This window comes from Streptomyces sp. NPDC031554 (assembly GCF_055580685.1).
This window is the reverse complement of sequence record NZ_JBVIKX010000008.1, coordinates 270,745-285,106: the sequence shown is the minus strand read 5'-3', so window position 1 is coordinate 285,106 and position 14,362 is coordinate 270,745. Positions and strand designations below refer to the sequence as shown.

17 protein-coding genes are annotated in these 14,362 nt (G+C 73.8%); 7 read left to right on the top strand and 10 right to left on the bottom strand.

The window, feature by feature from the left end; genetic code table 11:
- Nucleotides 1–7: 7 nt before the first annotated feature.
- Entirely contained in the window at nt 8–994 is a 987-nt protein-coding gene (locus tag ACZ5FU_RS22305) for a pyridoxal-phosphate dependent enzyme (RefSeq protein WP_469046369.1), read from the bottom strand.
- Nucleotides 991–1,704, bottom strand: a complete 714-nt coding sequence (locus ACZ5FU_RS22300) for a helix-turn-helix transcriptional regulator (protein WP_451530024.1) — start codon at nt 1,702–1,704, stop codon at nt 991–993. Before ACZ5FU_RS22300 ends, ACZ5FU_RS22305 begins: the two co-directional genes overlap by 4 nt.
- A 214-nt stretch (nt 1,705–1,918) precedes the next feature.
- On the opposite strand from ACZ5FU_RS22300, the gene ACZ5FU_RS22295 reads away from it, so the two are divergent.
- Entirely contained in the window at nt 1,919–2,737 is an 819-nt protein-coding gene (locus ACZ5FU_RS22295) for an SAM-dependent methyltransferase (protein WP_468641920.1), read from the top strand.
- A gap of 32 nt (nt 2,738–2,769) precedes the next feature.
- Here the strand turns inward: ACZ5FU_RS22295 and ACZ5FU_RS22290 are convergent, their stop codons facing one another.
- Entirely contained in the window at nt 2,770–3,690 is a 921-nt protein-coding gene (locus ACZ5FU_RS22290; RefSeq protein WP_468641918.1) for a helix-turn-helix domain-containing protein, read from the bottom strand.
- A gap of 132 nt (nt 3,691–3,822) precedes the next feature.
- Nucleotides 3,823–4,053, bottom strand: a complete 231-nt coding sequence (locus ACZ5FU_RS22285) for a DUF397 domain-containing protein (RefSeq protein WP_451530027.1) — start codon at nt 4,051–4,053, stop codon at nt 3,823–3,825.
- 128 nt (nt 4,054–4,181) lie between these two features.
- Here ACZ5FU_RS22285 and ACZ5FU_RS22280 point away from each other — a divergent pair, with 128 nt between their 5' ends.
- From ACZ5FU_RS22280 to ACZ5FU_RS22270, 3 genes are read left to right on the top strand one after another with little or no spacing between them, the layout of a single operon-like run.
- The gene (locus ACZ5FU_RS22280; RefSeq protein ID WP_451530028.1) at nt 4,182–4,640 is read left to right on the top strand and encodes an ATP-binding protein; all 459 of its coding nucleotides are present in this window, start codon (nt 4,182–4,184) and stop codon (nt 4,638–4,640) included.
- 1 nt (nt 4,641) lies between these two features.
- Nucleotides 4,642–5,133, top strand: a complete 492-nt coding sequence (locus tag ACZ5FU_RS22275) for a hypothetical protein (RefSeq protein WP_469046367.1) — start codon at nt 4,642–4,644, stop codon at nt 5,131–5,133.
- Between the two features lie 18 nt (nt 5,134–5,151).
- Complete coding sequence (locus ACZ5FU_RS22270; RefSeq protein ID WP_451530030.1) at nt 5,152–6,117, top strand: pirin family protein; 966 nt, start codon at nt 5,152–5,154, stop codon at nt 6,115–6,117.
- Between the two features lie 143 nt (nt 6,118–6,260).
- Here ACZ5FU_RS22270 and ACZ5FU_RS22265 read toward each other — a convergent pair whose 3' ends face one another.
- The 4 genes from ACZ5FU_RS22265 to ACZ5FU_RS22250 form a co-directional block, all read right to left on the bottom strand.
- Nucleotides 6,261–6,611, bottom strand: a complete 351-nt coding sequence (locus ACZ5FU_RS22265) for an ArsR/SmtB family transcription factor (RefSeq protein ID WP_451530031.1) — start codon at nt 6,609–6,611, stop codon at nt 6,261–6,263.
- A 348-nt stretch (nt 6,612–6,959) separates the two neighbouring features.
- Complete coding sequence (locus ACZ5FU_RS22260; protein WP_451781569.1) at nt 6,960–8,702, bottom strand: SulP family inorganic anion transporter; 1,743 nt, start codon at nt 8,700–8,702, stop codon at nt 6,960–6,962.
- Nucleotides 8,699–9,040 carry an ArsR/SmtB family transcription factor gene (locus tag ACZ5FU_RS22255; protein WP_392244886.1) on the bottom strand — a complete coding sequence of 114 codons (342 nt, stop codon included), beginning with the start codon at nt 9,038–9,040 and terminating at the stop codon, nt 8,699–8,701. The genes ACZ5FU_RS22260 and ACZ5FU_RS22255 overlap by 4 nt, the downstream gene beginning before the upstream one ends.
- Before the next feature lie 153 nt (nt 9,041–9,193).
- Nucleotides 9,194–9,550: a zinc ribbon domain-containing protein YjdM gene (locus ACZ5FU_RS22250; RefSeq protein WP_469046364.1), complete on the bottom strand. Its 357-nt coding sequence runs from the start codon at nt 9,548–9,550 to the stop codon at nt 9,194–9,196.
- A gap of 402 nt (nt 9,551–9,952) precedes the next feature.
- Between ACZ5FU_RS22250 and ACZ5FU_RS22245 the strand changes: the two genes are divergently transcribed.
- Both ACZ5FU_RS22245 and ACZ5FU_RS22240 read left to right on the top strand, forming a co-directional pair.
- Nucleotides 9,953–10,312 (top strand): tetratricopeptide repeat protein, encoded by a 360-nt coding sequence (locus tag ACZ5FU_RS22245; protein ID WP_451530035.1) that lies wholly within the window; start codon nt 9,953–9,955, stop codon nt 10,310–10,312.
- 351 nt (nt 10,313–10,663) lie between these two features.
- Nucleotides 10,664–11,308, top strand: a complete 645-nt coding sequence (locus ACZ5FU_RS22240; RefSeq protein WP_451530036.1) for a peptide deformylase — start codon at nt 10,664–10,666, stop codon at nt 11,306–11,308.
- A gap of 56 nt (nt 11,309–11,364) precedes the next feature.
- Here the strand turns inward: ACZ5FU_RS22240 and ACZ5FU_RS22235 are convergent, their stop codons facing one another.
- Nucleotides 11,365–12,783 (bottom strand): dihydrolipoyl dehydrogenase family protein, encoded by a 1,419-nt coding sequence (locus ACZ5FU_RS22235; RefSeq protein WP_451530037.1) that lies wholly within the window; start codon nt 12,781–12,783, stop codon nt 11,365–11,367.
- Between the two features lie 143 nt (nt 12,784–12,926).
- Between ACZ5FU_RS22235 and trxA the strand changes: the two genes are divergently transcribed.
- Entirely contained in the window at nt 12,927–13,304 is a 378-nt protein-coding gene (trxA, locus tag ACZ5FU_RS22230; RefSeq protein ID WP_363087959.1) for a thioredoxin, read from the top strand.
- A gap of 305 nt (nt 13,305–13,609) precedes the next feature.
- Here trxA and ACZ5FU_RS22225 read toward each other — a convergent pair whose 3' ends face one another.
- On the bottom strand, nt 13,610–14,275 hold the full coding sequence (locus ACZ5FU_RS22225) for a TetR/AcrR family transcriptional regulator (protein ID WP_451781573.1): 666 nt from the start codon (nt 14,273–14,275) through the stop codon (nt 13,610–13,612).
- Between the last annotated feature and the right edge of the window lie 87 nt (nt 14,276–14,362).

Sequence of the window (14,362 nt, the reverse complement as noted above, 5' to 3'; positions counted from 1 at the left end):
CCGTCCCTCAGGACCCGTCCCGCGTGCCGCCGCAGAGGTGCGCGAAGCGTTCGGCGTCGATGTTGCCGCCCGAGACGATCACGCCGACCTTGCCCGACAGGGGACCGGTCCGGCCGGAGAGCAGGGCGGCCAGCCCGGTGGCGCCGCTCGGCTCGACCACGATCTTCAGGCGCTCGAAGGCGAACCGCATGGCCGCGCGGATCTCGTCGTCGGAGACCAGCGCGATCTCGTCGACGAGCCGCCGGTTCACCGAGAAGGTGAGTTCGCCGGGCGTGTGCAGGGCCTGGCCGTCGGCGATGGTGCGCGGCACCGGGATCTCGACGCGCCGTCCCGCCGCCAGCGACCGTCTGGTGTCGTCACCGGCCTCCGGCTCGACGCCGACGATCCGGATGTCCGGGTACAGCGCCTTGGCCGCCGTGGCGCTGCCCGCGACGAGCCCGCCGCCGCCGACCGGCACCAGCAGCGCCCCCAGCTCCCCCGCCTCCTCGAGGAGTTCGAGGGCCGCGGTGCCCTGTCCCGCCATGACGTGCGGGTGCTCGTAGGGCGGGATGAGGGTCAGGCCCTGCTCGGCGGCCAGGGCCTCGGCGACGGCCACCCGGTCGCCGCCGTAGCGGTCGTAGGTCACGATCTCGGCGCCGTACCCCTGCGTCGCCTCCCGCTTGGAGCGCGGGGCGTCGTCGGGCATGACGATCACCGCGGTGGTGCCGAGTTCGCGGGCGGCGAGGGCGACGGCCTGGGCGTGGTTGCCTGAGGAGTAGGCGACGATGCCGCGCGCGAGCTGCGCGGGGGTGAGCCGGGAGGCGGCGTTGTAGGCGCCGCGGAACTTGAAGGCGCCGACCCGCTGGAAGTTCTCGCACTTCAGGAAGGTCTCGCGGCCGACGAGCGCGTCGAGGGCGCGGGAGCGCAGGACGGGGGTGCGGTGGGCGACGCCCTCGAGCCGGGCGGCCGCGTCGCGGACGTCGTCCAGGGTGATCGGCGGGGGTGCGGTCGTCACGGGCGGTCTCCCTCGGTGGCGGGGTGCGGTCCGGACCCGGCGGCCGTCCGGGCCTGGGACAGGTAGCTGTAGGCGGAGGCGCGGGAGATGCCGAGGCGGGCGGCGACCTGCTCGATCGCCCTGCGCACGGCGAACACGCCGCGTTCGTCGAGGGCGCGGAAGAGGGCCAGGCGCCGGGTCCTCTCCAGGCCGGCCCAGGTCCGGTCGTGCGGCAGGTGGGTGTCGAGGAGGCCGTCGACGACGGAGTCGATGTCGTCGCCGAAGGTGGTCGGGGGCGCGTCCGGTGACGGGCCGGCGGCTCCGGCCAGTGCGGCGAGGAGGGTCTGGACGCGGCCGACCTCCGTGACGTCCACGTTGACGCACAGGGCGCCGAACACCGTGCCGGCGGAGTCGCGCAGCACCATCGTCGAGGACTTCACCGTCCGGCCGGCGGCGGTACGGGTGACGTGGTTCAGTTCGTCGCCGGCGTCGTCGCCGCGGGCGAGGACGCGCAGGCCGATCTCGCTCATCGCGCCGCCGACGGTCCGTCCGGTCACCTCCCCCGCGACGGCGACCACGGAGTTCTCCGGACGCCGGTAGTCGTGCAGCACCACCTCGCACACCGGCCCGAAGGTGGCCGCGACGCCGTCCACGACGGGTGCGAGGGCGCGCAGGACGGCGTCGCGTTCGGCCTCGCGGGCGTCCCCGGTGCGGGAGTCCTCGTCCGGCATGCGTCTCCCCTTCCGTGTCCGGTCTTCCACGCCCCTCATTAGACCACAGATCCAGGAGTTGGACGGAAAGTCCAGGACCGGTGCGTCCGGCCGCACCTCCCCGGAAAGCGGGGCGACGGCGGGGGATCAAGGGGTGGCATCGCCAATTGCCGTGTCCCTAGGATGGGTTGCCGACCGCGCCAGCCCTCGGCGCGGGCCCGCACTGGGGGATGAGATGCAGTCTGGCAAACAGCTGTCCACGTCGATCGATGCCGCGGTTCCGACGGCCGCGCGCATGTACGACCACTATCTGGGCGGCAAGGACAACTACGCGGCGGACCGCGCGGCGTGCGAGGAACTCGACAAGGTCGTCCCCAGCACGCGCGCCCTCGCCCTGAACAACCGGCGCTTCCTGCAGCGGGTCGTCCGGACCCTGACGCAGGAGTACGGGATACGGCAGTACCTCGACCACGGGTCAGGTCTGCCCACGCAGAACAACGTGCACCAGGTCGCGCAGGGCGTCGACCCGACCGCGCACGTCGTCTACGTCGACAACGACCCGATGGTGCTCGTCCACGGCCGGGCCCTGCTGGAGCAGGACCGGCGCACCACGGTCATACACGCCGACCTGCGCGAGACCGAGGCGATCTTCACCCACCCCGACACCGAGCGTCTGATCGACTTCTCGGAGCCGGTGGCCGTGCTGTTCAACTCGGTCTTCCACTGCATCCCGGACAGCGAGACCGACGGGCCGCCGGCGGTGGTCCGCCGCGTGGCCGAACGCCTCGCGCCGGGCAGCTTCCTGGTGATGTGCCAGCTGGTCAGCGAGGACCCGAAGGTCCGCGAGTTCGTCACGGACTTCATGGACCAGGCCACGCAGGGCCACTGGGGCCGGGTGCGCACGGAGAAGGACATGGCCGCGCTGTTCGATGGGCTGGAGATCCTCGACCCCGGCCTGGTGGAGGTCTCCACCTGGCGACCGGACACCGAGGTGACGCCCCGTCAGCTCACCCAGGAGTGGATCGAGTTCGGCGGCGTGGCCCGGCTCCCCTGACCCGCGCCACCCCCTGGCCGCGGCGACCGGGGTCAGGGGGTCCGGTAACGGGTCTCCGCCGTCTCGCGCAGGAGCGCGAGGGACTCCCGCGGGTTGAGCGCCTCGTCGGCCAGCCGGTCCAGCGTGACCCGGTACTCCTCCGTCTCGTCCTGGTCCTCCAGGAAGGTGGCGCTCCTGATCTGCTCCAGGTAGACGACGTCGGGCAGGTCGGAGCCGCCGAACCGCAGGTAGGTCACCGGGATCGCCGGCGCGGACGCGTGGGTGACGTCCAGCGGCACGACCTGCACGGTGACGTGGGGCAGCGAGGCCATCCGCACCAGGTGGTCGAGCTGCTCCCGCATCACCTCGCGGCCGCCGAGCACCCGCAGGAGCACCGACTCGTCGACGACGGCCCACAGCTGCGGGGCGTCCGGCCGCTCCAGGAGCTGGGTGCGGCGCATGCGCAGCTCCACCCGGCGCTCCACCTCGCGGGCGGGCGCCATCGGCAGACCGCGCTCGACGACGGCCCGGGTGTACGCCGGGGTCTGCAGCAGCCCCGGCACGTACTGGATCTCGAAGGTCCGGATGGCGGTGGCCGCCTCCTGGAGTCCCACCAGGCGGTCGAACCACTCGGGCATCAGCCGCTTGTCGTACCGCTGCCACCAGCCCGGCTCCCCCGCCCGCCGCAGCAGCTGGAGCAGGACGGAGGCCTCGTAGGCGTCCGTCCCGTACAGGTCCAGGAGCGCGCGGACGTCGGCCTCCGTGGGAGGGCGGCGCCCCTTGCCCGCCTCTATCCGCGACAGCTTCGCCGGGCTGAACCCGAGCGCCCGCGCGGCCTGGTCCTGGGACAGCCGGGCGCTCTCGCGGATGCCCGCCAGCTGCACACCGACCAGCATCTTCAGCAAGGTCGGGGCGGGCTCGGACCGGTTCAGATACGGTTCGAGGCGGGAGACGCGAGGCGACTCGGCAGACATCCTGACTCCCCGTTCCGGCTTGCGCTGACGTGTGGACGACGGAGCTCATTGTCGCATCCGAGGGCCACCGACCGCACGCCGCACGGGAATTGACCCCGTCCGCGCCGTTGCGTCACCGGCGGCCGGAGACCGTCACAGCAGGTGGTCGAACTCCCCGTCCTTCGCTCCGGCCACGAACGCCGCCACCTCGGCCGGCGTGTAGACCAGCGCCGGCCCCTCCGGATCGCGGGAGTTGCGCATCGCGACCCCTCCCCCGTCCAGGACGGCCACCTCGACACAGTTGCCCTCGGCGTTGCTGTGGCTGCTCTTGATCCAGTGGGCGCCGAGCGCGCTGGCCCGGACTCCGTTCGGCACTGACGACACTGCACTCTCCTCGCCAAGTACGCGCAATTTCCCGTGAAATTGCACGAGGACATCGTCAGCGTGGATAATAGCCCTGTCGTCAACCGCACTTCCGCCGCCCCGTACTGACGTTGCCTCAGGGAGATGCCGTGCCATCACCTGCGCAGTTCCAAAGTCACGAGTCCGTCGTCCGTGACGCGCCCAGAACGGCTGTGCTGCCCCTGTCGGGCTGCCGGGAGGGGTTCGCCGAAGCGCGGGACTTCACCCACCGCACCCTGGACGGCTGGTCCCTGGACCACTGCGCCGACGACGCCCTCACCGTCGTCACCGAACTCGCGGCCAACGCCGTCCTGCACGCCCTGCCGGGTTCACCCGAGGACCGCGCGGACGTACGGCTCAGGCTCTCGCTGCGCCGCACCCACCTGGTGTGCGCCGTCACCGACCCGAGCGACGACCTGCCCGTCTACCCGCACGCCGCGGACCCCCTGCTGGAGCACGGCCGGGGACTGCACATCATCGAGGCCCTCTCGGAGCACTGGGGCTGGACCCGCCGCTCCCCCGTGGGCAAGACCGTCTGGGCCATGCTCCCGACCCGCACCCACATCTGACATGACCGCCATCGAGAGGTCCGCCCCGCTCGAGGACCTGGCAGACGTCCCCTGGCCCGAGATGGCCGACTCCACCGGGTCCGCCGAAGCCATCCCGGTCCTGCTGACCGCGGTCGCCCTCGGCGACGCCGAGACCGCCGGGCAGGCACTGGGCCAACTGCGCCGGCGCATCTGCCAGTACGGCTTCGTGGTGGGGCAGGCGACGGCCGCCACGGTGCCCTTCCTGTGGGAACTCGTCCGGCTCCCGCACGTCAGCTGCCGCGTCGAGATACTGCACCTGCTCGGGAGCATCGCCGACGCCCGGCAGTGGGAGACCACCGCCGCCGCCTACCCCAAGCTGCTGCGCCACCGCGAGAGGTACGTGGAGTGGGAGCGCGACGCGCGCCACGCCGTCCACGCCCAGCGCGGCGTCCTGCGGCACCTGCTCGACGACCCGGACCGCGAGGTCGTCCGCGCCGGCAGGGAGCTCGCCGCCACCCTGACCGGCCGGTGACGCGTTAGGTTGTGGGCCATGAGCAACCTTGACCGTTCGCCCGTGCCCAGCGTGTGCGGCGGACGCGGATTCGTCGTCGCCGAGCCCGTGCGGGAACTGCTGAGCCCCCGGCACGTCCGACTCGGGGAGTCGACCGAGGTGCGCCGGCTGCTGCCCAACCTCGGCCGGCGCATGATCGGCGCCTGGGCGTTCGTCGACCACTACGGCCCCGACGACATCGCCGACGAACCGGGCATGCAGGTCCCGCCGCACCCGCACATCGGTCTGCAGACCGTCAGCTGGCTGCACGAGGGCGAGGTGCTGCACCGCGACTCCACCGGCAGCCTCCAGACGATCCGCCCCCGCGAACTGGGCCTGATGACGTCGGGGCGGGCGATCAGCCACTCCGAGGAGAGCCCCCGGTCGCACGCCCCCCTGCTGCACGGCGCCCAGCTCTGGGTCGCACTGCCCGACGCCCACCGGCACACCGACCCGCACTTCGAGCACCACGCCGCGCTGCCCACGGTCACGGCCCCCGGCCTCACCGCGACCGTGATCCTGGGCGACCTCGACGGCGCGGCCTCGCCCGGCACCACGTACACCCCGATCGTGGGCGCCGACCTGACGCTCGCCCGCGGCGCCGACGTCCGGCTGCCGCTCGTCCCCGACTTCGAGTACGGCGTCCTGGCGATGTCCGGCGAGGTGCACGTGGACGGCGTCCCCGTGCTGCCGGGCTCCATGCTCTACCTGGGCTGCGGCCGCCGCGAACTGCCCCTGCGCGCCGAGTCCGACGCCGCGGTGATGCTGCTGGGCGGCGAGCCCTTCGACGAAGAGCTGGTCATGTGGTGGAACTTCGTCGCCCGCACCCAGCAGGAGATCGAACAGGCCCGCGAGGACTGGACGAACGGGGCGCGTTTCGGCGAGGTGAAGGGCTACGACGGCGCTCCGCTGCCCGCCCCCGAGCTGCCGCCGGTGCCGTTGAAACCCCGCGGGAGGGTGCGCTGACCCGAAAGCCCCGAAAGCCCCGAAAGCCTGTCGCCCATGACGCGCGCCGCGTCTTCGTCCCGCTCGGGCGGGGAGCGGACGGTGGTGCCGGCGCGCAGGCCGGGGAGCGGCGGCGGCCGGGGCGGCGGTTCCGAGGTCCGCCGTCAGGCCGGCGGTTCCCCCTGGGGGCGGGCGGCCCGCAGGTCGGCGAGCAGTTCGGCCTGTCCGGCCAGCACCCCGGACAGGATGGTCCGCGCGACCCGGAGCAGCTCGGCGATGTGCGGGCTGGTCAGCGAGTAGTACACGGTCGAGCCCTCCTTGCGGGTCACGACCAGGTTCGCCCGGCGGAGCACGGCGAGCTGCTGCGACAGATGCGCCGGCTCGATGCCCACCTCGGGCAGCATCTCCGCCACCGCGTGCTCGCGTTCGCTCAGCAGCTCCAGGACGCGGATGCGCGCCGGGTGGCCCAGCGTCTTGAAGAACTCGGCCTTCAGTTGGTACAGCGGCGTGCTCATCGTGCCGTCCTCTTCCCGACGTTCGCGGTGTTCGGGGCGGGGCAGCACGGCCGTACCGGCCGGTCCGCGACGCGTCGCGGCACATCCGCTCCCCCACCCCACCGCCCGCGGTGCCGTGCGGAGCGGTGACCACCTCAACAATTGCCAAGATTAGCAACTCCGTACGAGGCGCCACGGGCCCTGGACCGGCCCCCGCCGTCCGGCCCGGTCGGTCAGGCGGCAGTACGGACGGAGTGCTCGTCCCGCGGTCTTCTCCGATTCCTCGCCGCACGGCCGGACCCGCCGGCCGCGCGGGACCGGTCCTTGCGGGGCCGGACCTTACGGGACCGGGCCCTGCGGGGCCGGACCTTACGGGACCGGGCCCTGCGGGACCGAGCCCCGCGGTACTGGGCCCCGCGGTACTGGGCCCCGCGGGGCCGGTATGAGGCCGGCGCGCTCCAGGTAGGCGTGGGCGGCCCGGATCGCCTCCGGGGTGTCGGTGTACTCGCGGCCCTCCAGGCGCAGCAGTTCCAGCGCGCCGACCGAGTCCAGGACCTGCCGCTGGCCGGCGCGGATCCCGGACGTCATGACGACGATGCCGCGCCGGTGGAGCTTCTCCACCGCGTCCTTGAGGACGAGGGCGCCGGTGGCGTCGACGGTGGTCACCCGGGACATGCGCAGGATGACGACGCGCACGTCGGCGACCTCCGCCAGTTCCAGCAGGAAGCGGTGGGCGGCGGCGAAGAACAGCGGTCCGTCGATGCGGTACGCCACGATGTGCTCCGCGAGCAGCCGGTGCTCCTCGGCGCTGTGGTCGCCCCGGTCGAGCGGGACCTCCTCGAGGCGGGCCTGGCCGGCCACCGCGCGCAGGGCGAGGACGCCCGCGACGGCCAGGCCGATGATCACGGCGTACACGAGGTCGAGCGCGAGGGTCGCCACGGCGGTGAGCACCAGGATCAGCGCGTCGGAGCGGGTGGCCCGCGCCATCGCCCGCAGCGAGCCGACCTCGACCATGCGGACCGCGGTGGCCAGGAGCACGCCCGCGAGCGCGGCGAGCGGGATCGCGGAGACGAGGGGCGCGGCGGCGAACACGACGACGGCGAGGATCACCGCGTGGGTGAGGGCGGCGAGCCGGGACCCGGCGCCGGCGCGGACGTTGACCGCGGTGCGGGCGATGGCCCCGGTGGCGGGCACACCGCCGAACAGCGGGGCGACCATGTTGGCCAGGCCCTGGCCGAACAGCTCGCGGTCGGGATCGTGGCGCTGCCCGACCGTCATGCCGTCGGCGACCGAGGCCGACAGCAGCGACTCCAGGGCGGCCAGGGCCGCGACCGCGACGGCCGGGGCGAGCAGGGAGCCGAGGGCGCCCGGGTCGAGGAAGGACAGGGAAGGGGCGGGCAGGCCGGACGGCAGGTCGCCGATCGGTTTCGCCGCGTCCAGGCCGGCCACCCGGGCCACGACGGTGGCCGCGATCACGGCGAGGATGGAGAAGGGGACCGTGGGCCGCAGGCGGGCGCCGGCCAGCATGACGGCGGCGACGGCCAGGGCGAGGGCGGCGGCGGTCCAGTTCGGGGCCCCGGCGAACTCCACCACGGCGCGCCAGGCGACCACGAGGACGCGATCGCCCTCCGGCTTGGGCACGCCGAGCGCGTTCGGCACCTGTTGCAAGGCGATCACGCAGGCGATGCCGAGGGTGAAGCCCTCGACGACAGGGGCGGGCACGTACCGCATGTACGTGCCGGCCCCGAGCAGGGCCAGGACGACCAGCATCGCGCCGGCCAGGAGCCCGACGGTCAGTACCCCGGCGGGGCCGTGGGCGGCGACGATCGGCACGAGCACCACGGTCATCGCGCCCGTGGGACCGGACACCTGCAGGCTGGAGCCGCCGAGGACGGCGGCGAGCGCGCCGGCGACGACCGCGGTCGCCAGGCCCGCCTCGGCGCCGAGCCCGGAGGAGACGCCGAAGCCGAGGGCGAGGGGCAGCGCGACGATCGCCACGGTCAGGCCCGCGAGCAGGTCCCGGCGCGGGTCGCGGCGCAGTTCCACGAGGTCGCCGCGGCCGGGGAGCAGAGCGGCGATCCGGCGCCCGGTCCGGAGGGGAACGGCCGTCATCGCGCGGTGACCTCGTCTTCCCTCAGCTCGGCCAGCAGCTCGTGCCGCCCGGTCAGCACGTCGGTGAGGATCCGGCGGGCGGCCTTCATCAGGTCGGCGACGTCGCCGCCGGCCAGCGCGTAGACGACCGTGGAGCCCTCCCGCGTCGCGGTGACGATGCCCGACCTGCGCAGGGTCGCCAGTTGCTGGGACAGGCTGGGGGGCTCCACCCCGATGGCGGCCAGCAGGTCGCGCACCGGTGCGGGTCCGTCCTGGAGCAACTCCAGGACCCGGATCCGTACCGGGTGCCCCAGCATGCGGAAGAACTCGGCCTTGGCCTGGTACAGCGGAACGGACACGGCCCCTCGGCTTTCCTCGACGGCGCCCCGTCGGAGCGGGTGCGGGCTGCGCCCACCACCACCTGCGAGCGCAGTAAATCCAGCATCTAACCAATTGCTAAATTTTGCAATTCCGCATCCGATGGAGGCGCCGTCGATTCCCCGGGGAGGGGGTCAGCCCTTCCTGACCACGCTCGACTTCAGCTGCATCGCGCCGAACCCGTCGATCCTGCAGTCGATGTCGTGACCGTCGACCCCGTCGACCAGCCGGATGTTGCGCACCTTGGTGCCGGCCTTGATGCCCGAGGGGCTGCCCTTGACCTTGAGGGCCTTGACGACCACCACCGTGTCGCCGTCCGCCAGCACATTGCCGACGGAGTCCCTGACGACCCGCTCCTCGGGGTCGGCGACGTCCGCGCCGCTCTCGGCGGGCACCCATTCGTGGCCGCACTCGGGGCATACCACCAGGGCGTTCATCTCGTAGGTGTACTCGCAGGAGCACTTGGGACAGGGAGGAAGGTTCTCGTTCACCGCGTCAGCGTATCCGGCGCGCGGTGGGGCATCCGGCCCCTCCCACGGGAGGCGCTCGTCGTCCTGGCCGCCGCCGCCCTCAAGGCCGACCGGGCCGAAGTGTGCGCCACCGTCGACCGGTTGCCGGCCAGGGGCCCGGTGTCGGCCGACGGCGGGACCGGCCACGCCACGGACGCCGGGCGCGTGCTCCGCGAGACGGCGAACGCCGGGTCGGGCTCCGTCCCGGCCCGCGTCCGCGCCGGGATCCCCGCCGGGGACCGGGCCGTCGCCGGGCGCGCGCTCGCCCTGATCACCGGACGAGTGGACGCGGAACCGGCCGCCATGCGACCCCGGAGCGACCCTGCCGCACTGGTGGAATTTTCAACCATCGGTCGCGGTTGTGCGACGCGAAGGAGGCCACGAGTGGACACGACCTACGACACCGAGTACTACGCCCACGGAACGCCGGCCGAGCGCTGGGAGCGCGCGAGGCTGTTCTTCGACGCCAAGGAGTACACCGCCGCCGCGCGGGTCCTGGCCGGGCTGGTCGAGGAGGTGCCGGAGCAGACCGGACCGCGGCTGCTGCTGGCCCGCGCCTACTACCACTCGGCGCAACTCGGCCGCGCCGAGACCGAGTTGCGCGTCATCGTGGAGCGCGACCCGGTGGAGCAGTACGCCCGGCTGATGCTGGGCCGCACCCTGGAGCGGCAGGGCCGGCACGCGGAGGCGGGCCCCCACCTGCGGATCGCCTCGGCGCTGACGGGCGACTTCGAGGAGGCCTGACACACGGCCGCGCGGCGGGCCCGGCACGGCGGATCCGGACCGCGGATCCGGACTGCGGATCCGGACTGCCGGATCCGCCACGCCGGGGAGAAGCCCGGCCGATGCGGCCCGGCGGGAGCGGCCCCGGACCGGTGGATCCGGAACGGCGGCCGGCGGCACGGCAGGTCCGGCACCGACGGTCGCCGGGCGGCGGTCCGGCGGTGGTCGGCACCGCCGGGCCGCTCCGCTGCCGCTCCCCCGCCGCGTCGAGCCTGGCCCGACGCCGGGCACCCGGCACCTGGCCGAGCTCCCGGCCTCCCGGCCTCCCGGTGACTCACGTCACAGGCGTCGAGGACGTGACATGCTGACCGGATGGCATCTCCCAGTTCCCGCGCACCTCTTGCCGAGCGGGTCGAGGAACTCCTCGCCGTCGGCGGCCCGTTGCCGATCGTGGCGGCCGGCGACCCGGTCCTGCGCACCGGTACCGAGCGCTACGACGGTCAGCTCGGCCCCGCCCTCCTGGCGCGCTTCGTCGAGGCGCTGCGCGTCACCATGCGCGCGGCGCCGGGCGTGGGCCTGGCCGCCCCGCAGGTCGGCGTGGAGCTGCGGATCGCGGTGATCGAGGATCCGGCGCCGGTGCCGGAGGAGGTGCGGGCGGCCCGCGGCCGGGTGCCGCAGCCGTTCCGGGTCCTGGTCAACCCCTCCTACGCACCGGTGGGTTCCGGCCGCGCCGCCTTCTTCGAGGGCTGTCTGAGCGTGCCCGGCTGGCAGGCGGTGGTGGCCCGGCCCGCCGAGGTGCGGCTGACCGGCCAGGACGAGACGGGCCGGGCGCTGGACGAGGTGTTCGGCGGGTGGCCCGCCCGGATCGTGCAGCACGAGACGGACCACCTCGACGGCCTGCTCTACCTGGACCGGGCCGAGCCGCGCTCGCTGTCGGCCAACGAGGCGGTGGCGAGCCGGTGGGCACAGCCGACGCCGGCGGAGGCGGCCCGCGCGCTGGGCTTCGAACTGCCGTAGGCCCCGTCGCCGTCCGCCCGCCCCGCGCCGGCGGGGCGGGCGTCGGTGACGGTCCGTCAGCTGTCGCGGAACGCCTCCAGCAGGCGCAGCCACACCTCGCTGATGGTCGGGTAGGACGGTACGGCGTGCCACAGGCGGGCGACGGGGACCTGGCCCACGACGGCGACGGTCGCCGAGTGGATCAGTTCGCCGACGCCGGGACCGACGAAGGTGACGCCGAGCAGGATCTCGTTCTCCAGGTCGACGACCATGCGGGCGCGGCCCCGGTAGCCCTCGCCGTACAGACCCGCCCCGGCGACCGAGGAGAGGTCGACGTCGACGGCGCGGACCCGGTGTCCGGCCTGTTCCGCCTCCGCGAGGGAGAGGCCGACGGCGGCGGCCTCCGGGTCGGTGAAGACGACCTGCGGGACGGCGCCGTGGTCGGCGGTGGCCGCGTGGGCCCCCCACGGACCGGAGTCCGGGTCCGTCCCTCCTGAGGCGCGGGCGGCGATCGCGGCACCGGCGATCCGGGCCTGGTACTTGCCCTGATGGGTGAGCAGGGCGCGGTGGTTGACGTCGCCGACCGCGTAGAGCCAGTCGTGGCCCGTGACCCGCAGGCTGTCGTCGACGGGCAGCCACGAACCCGGCTCCAGGCCGACGGTGTCGAGGCCGATGTCGTCGGTGCGCGGGGCGCGGCCGGTGGCGAAGAGGATCTCGTCGGCCTCGATCCGGTCGCCGGCACCGGTGACGACCACGACCGTGCCGTCGTCACGGGTCACCGACTCCACCGAGGTCCCGGTCCGCACGTCGACGCCGGCCGCGGTGAGCGCCTCGGCGACCAGTTCGCCGGCGAACGGCTCCATGCGGTTGAGCAGTCCCTTGCCGCGCACCAGGAGGGTGACCCGGGAGCCGAGGGCCTGCCAGGCGGTGGCCATCTCGGTGGCGACCACGCCGCCGCCGACCACCACCAGGCGGCCGGGCACGGACCGGGCGCTCGTCGCCTCACGGCTGGTCCACGGCCCGACCTCGGCCAGGCCGGGCAGGTCGGGCAGGACGGCCCGGGTGCCGGTGCACACGGCCACGGCGTGCCGGGCGGTCAGGACCTTGTCGCCGACCGCCACCGTGCGCGGGCCGGTAAGGCGGCCGTGGCCGCGGTGGAGGTCGGCGCCGATGCCCTCCAGCCAGCCGACCTGGCCGTCGTCCTTCCAGTCGGAGGTGTAGTGGTCGCGGTGGGCGAGGACCGCGGCCGCGTCGAGGGGGCCCTGCACCGCCTGGCGCAGGCCGGGCAGGCGTCGGGCGTCGGCCTGGGCGATGACCGGGCGCAGCAGGGCCTTGCTGGGCATGCACGCCCAGTAGGAACACTCGCCGCCCACCAGTTCGCTCTCCACGACCGCGGTGGTGAGACCGGCCGCGCGGGTGCGGTCGGCGACGTTCTCCCCCACGGGCCCGGCCCCGAGCACCACGACGTCGTACGCGATGGTTTCCGTTTCCGTCATGGGGTCAGTCTGGTGGGTGGTGTGCGGGGTGGCCACACGGGTAGGGGCGCGGAATACGCGACCGGCCGGACGTGTTGGTGCGGACGGCTTCACCCCCTGCCGGGAGAACCCGGCGGGAAGCACCGGGAAGAGGGAATCACGCCATGAGCAGCACCGTGGAGCTCACCAAGGAGAACTTCGACCAGACGGTCACCGACAACGACTTCGTCCTGATCGACTTCTGGGCGTCCTGGTGCGGGCCGTGCCGTCAGTTCGCCCCGGTCTACGAGAAGGCGGCCGAGGAGAACCCCGACCTCGTCTTCGGCAAGGTGGACACCGAGGCCCAGCCGGAACTGGCCGCGGCCTTCGGCATCCAGTCGATCCCGACCCTGATGATCGTCCGCGACCGGGTCGCCGTGTTCGCGCAGCCGGGCGCCCTGCCCGAGGCCGCCCTCACGGACGTCATCGGCCAGGCCCGCAAGCTGGACATGGACGAGGTCCGCAAGTCCGTCGAGGAGCAGCAGGCCGCCCAGGGCGAGTGACCCTGCGGTCCCCCCGGCACAGGTGACCCGCGGGTCCCGTCCCCACAGGCGACGGGACCCGGTCCGGCGACGCGTACGGAACGGTCCGGCCCCTGGAATTCGCCGCAGGGGGCCGGACCGTTCCTGGTGAAAGCCCGGAACTTCCCCGGGAAGGGTCCGGACAGTCGCGGAGAATTCCAGGGGCCGTCCTGGAAGGGGTACGGCGCCACGTCCCCGCGCACCGTCGTCCGGCGCACCTCGGTGAAGGCCCCCCAGGTGCCCGCTCCCCCGCCGTGGTGTCCGGTGCGCGTCGCGTTCCTCCCGGGTCAGTCGTCCCCGCCGCGGGTGCCCGTGATCCGGTCCACCAGGTCGCCCCAGCCGGTTTCCAGGCGGGCCGGCTGGGTCGCGCACTGGCGGACCAGGTGGTGGATCAGGGGCGGGTTGAGGTAGCCCAGCAGGGTGTGGGCCAGCAGGTCGGGGTCGGCGTCCGGCACCGCCTGCCGCAGCAGCAGCGCGAGGTGTCCGTGGTGCAGGCGGTGGACGGGGCCGGTGTAGCGGCGGTCCGGCCCCGCCTCGGCCGCCAGCAGCAGGTCCATCTCGTCGATCGCGCGCCGCAGGTAGGCGACTCCGAACGCCCGCAGCCGCTCCACCGGCACGGCGCCGGGCCCGAGCGGCGGGGGCCCGCCGAGGAAGGCCGCCTGGAACTTCCGCTCCGAGTGGTCGAGCAGCGCCGTCAGCAGTCCGGTGCGGTCGCCGAAACGGCGGAAGACCGTCCCCTTGCCGACGTTCGCCGCGGCGGCCACCGCCTCCATCGTCACTCCGGCCGCGCCGTGGGCGGCGACCAGCCGGGCGGCGGCGTCGAGCAGCCGGGCGCGGTTGCGGGCCGCGTCGGCGCGCAGGCACGGTTCGTCCTCGGCCGTTCCGAGCTGCAGCAGTTCGGGTTCGCCGAGGGGTGTCTGGGGGTCGGGGAAGGGAGGCAGGGCGGCGGACATGAACTCAGCGTAAAGCACCGGGAAGAAACTGGACCGCGGTCCGGTTAGGATGCTAGAACTTGTAAACGGACCTCGGTCCGGATTGTC